Source organism: Bacillus sp. SRB_331, assembly GCF_003264175.1.
Taxonomy (GTDB): Bacteria; Bacillota; Bacilli; order Bacillales; family Bacillaceae_G; genus Bacillus_A; species Bacillus_A mycoides.
Genome location: NZ_NADV01000070.1, coordinates 1 through 3,128 on the forward strand (window position 1 = coordinate 1; position 3,128 = coordinate 3,128).

The 3,128-nt window shown below is 35.6% G+C and carries 1 protein-coding gene and 1 pseudogene; one reads left to right on the forward strand and one right to left on the reverse strand.

The annotated features are described in order from the left end of the window. Positions 1-53: 53 nt before the first annotated feature. A pseudogene (locus B5P42_RS30035) lies at positions 54-1,378 on the forward strand (IS3 family transposase); the annotation flags it as partial. Between the two features lie 102 nt (positions 1,379-1,480). Here B5P42_RS30035 and B5P42_RS30040 read toward each other — a convergent pair. Continuing rightward, positions 1,481-2,941 carry an IS1182 family transposase gene (locus tag B5P42_RS30040; protein WP_113735941.1) on the reverse strand — a complete coding sequence of 487 codons (1,461 nt, stop codon included), beginning with the start codon at positions 2,939-2,941 and terminating at the stop codon, positions 1,481-1,483. Positions 2,942-3,128 lie beyond the last annotated feature (187 nt).

Below are 3,128 nucleotides of genomic sequence, written 5' to 3' on the forward strand. Positions count from 1 at the left end.
TGAAGTGCACCCCAATTGTTAGACACGGTCTAACAATTGGAGGTGCATTTTTTATGGCTAAATTTTCTTCAAAAGAAAAAATCCAAGCGGTGAAACGATATTTAGATGGTTCAGAAAGTGGAGAAACAATTGCTAAATCTATAGGAGTTACTCCTGTTTTACTTCGCGAGTGGATTAGACGATATGAATCTTCAGGTGAAAAGGCCTTTGAAAAGCGCTATACATTCTACTCATCTCAGTATAAACTAGATGTACTTTATTATATGAATGAACACGGGACATCTATCAGAGAAACAGCGGCACTTTTCAATATTCCGTCTTATGAAACACTTCGGAAATGGAAAATAGCGTATGAAACAGGAGGATTGGATGCCCTGCAATCAAAGAAAAAGGGGCGTCCAACCATGAAAGATAAAAATATAAAACCAGTAGTTGAAGGATCAATCGAAGCCTTACAAGCGGAAAATGAACGTTTACGTATGGAAAATGCATATTTAAAAAAGTTGAATGCCTTAGTTCAAAACAAGGAAAAATCACAAAACAAGACAAAGCGGAAGTAATCTATGAGTTAAGGCATGAATTTCCTGTTAAGGAGTTACTTAAACTCGCTAATGTTCCGCGTAGTACGTACTATTATTGGATAAAACAGTTCAATCGTCCTGATCCAAATGCGGAGGTAAAAGCACTGATTCAAGCTATTTATGATGAACACGATGGGTGTTATGGCTATCGTCGTATTCGCGATGAACTTATGAATCGTGGGCACAAAGTAAATCATAAAAAGGTGTATCGTCTTATGAAAGAATTAGGGTTAAAATGTCTGGTTCGTATAAAAAAATATCGCTCTTATAAAGGGACAGTTGGGAAAATTGCGCCGAATATTTTAAATCGCAACTTCCAATCTGAAAAACCAAATGAGAAGTGGGTTACAGATATTACGGAGTTTAAGTTATTTGGGGAGAAGTTATACCTATCGCCAATATTGGATTTATTTAATGGTGAAATTATCACCTATACCATTGGTTCAAGACCTACCTATTCCCTTGTTTCAACAATGTTAGATCAAGCTTTTGAACGTGTAACAGATCAGGATAAACTCCTCATTCACTCTGATCAAGGTTGGCACTATCAAATGAAACAATACCGTCATTCTCTTACGAAGTGTGGCATAACTCAAAGTATGTCTCGTAAAGGAAACTGTTATGACAATGCCGTTATTGAAAATTTCTTCGGTATCATGAAATCGGAATTTCTGTATCGAAAAGAATTTGAAAGTATAACACATTTCAAACAAGAATTAGCAAAGTATATAGAATACTATAATCATAAAAGAATTAAGGCAAAATTAAAGGGTATGAGCCCGGTACAATACGAAGCCACTGAAAAACTTGCGTTTTTTATAAATAAATTCATTATAGAGAAAAATAAGGCGCTTTTTGTTCAATTCCGAACAGAAAACGCCCTATTTTTTGTCTATTTATTACCCTTTTTCATTCAGAAGCTTCAAGATTCTTTTTAGATTGACAGCGAATATCGTCGTTGCTCCCTGAATTTGCATGCCAAATAAACCCGCAGCCGATGCTTGATCGTACCCGTATTTATTTTTTAACTCACTATTTTTTGCTTCGATTTTATAGCGTTCTCGAGCTAAGCGTTTAAATTCTTCTGTTTCTTGAAAAACTTGTTGGTCTAAATGTTCCTCTGATTTAATGGCAACAGAATAGGTTTTAGTTTTTGCACCTTCTTTAAAACATCCTTCTCGGAGTGGACAGACCTTACATTTTTCAACGTCAAAAAAATAAACCATTCTTGCACTTGCTCCTGGATGTGAATCTGGTTTTTTACTTTTTCTTTTTGCTAAATGTCCTGCTGGACATACAAATAAACCTGCATCTTTATTAAAGTCAAATTCTTTTCCGTTTGCTCGCCCATTTTGAGTAATCATTGGATTTAACTTAGAAATCAGTTGAATGCTTTGTTCTTTTGTATAAAGTAAATTGTTTTTCCCTGAATAAGCCGTGTCAGCGATGACTGTTTCAACTTCCATTCCTGTTACTTTACTTTTTTCAATCAGTTCTTGTAGATAATGTCCATCTGATTTTTCACCTGTTGTAACGACTGCTGCTGTAATAATACGTTCATCACTAATTGCTAAATGTGTTTTATAACCAAAGAAAGAACTGTCTGCTGTTTTATGTCCTACTCGTGCATCGGCGTCTGTTGAATAATTTAGATGTTCTTGCGTATCTTCTACAGCTTCTTTTAACACGTTCAATTTTTCCATTACGGCTGGTAGATGAGCGATTTGTGGTTTATTTTCAATAATGGTAATCAATTTTTCACAGTAAGCTATTTCATCTTTTACCTCGTTAGAAGTATTCTTCTTTGGAAATTTTTCTTTCATGGATTTATCGAATTGATACACTGCTTTGCGGGTATGTTTTGATTTCTCTTGTAAAAATTCTTTCGGTGATTTTTGGTTATAACGTGCTTTGGTATGCGTTGCGTCCACAATGATTGCTTTACTTTTGATAATGTTCTTTTCGAGTGCGATTTCAACCGTTTTTTCAATGAGCATATCTAATAAACTTACGTCTTGAAGACGAAGTCTGCGGAATTTTGTGAGTGAGCTTGAATCAATCACGTCATCTTCTGGCGCCATACCTAAAAAATATTTGAAAGACATGTCATATTTTGAACGTTCGACAAGGTCTACATCGGATACATTGAAGATGGCTTTTAACAATAAGTACTTAAACATTCGAATCGGAGGAATCGCATTTCTTCCATTATCTAAACAATATTTTGTTTTCAATTCCTCTAAAATGAATGAGAAATCCACCAGTTCGTTAATTTGACGAAGCATATTATCTTTTGGCACGACCATATCGTAAATGGCCAAGTACGGACTTAAGTTAAGTGTCTCTTGGTTTGAAATCATTTGGAACACCACCTGCATTTAGTCTCTCTATTATAAATTAAAAAGGCGAGACATTCGACTATTGAATCGTCGAATGTCTCGCAAAGTGGAACTAGATGGAGTTTTTCAGTGCCCTCGTACAATACCGGGCTCATACCCTAGAGGCTGCCTAATGAAACGACCTGTCTAACTTTCGGGGGTCACTTCA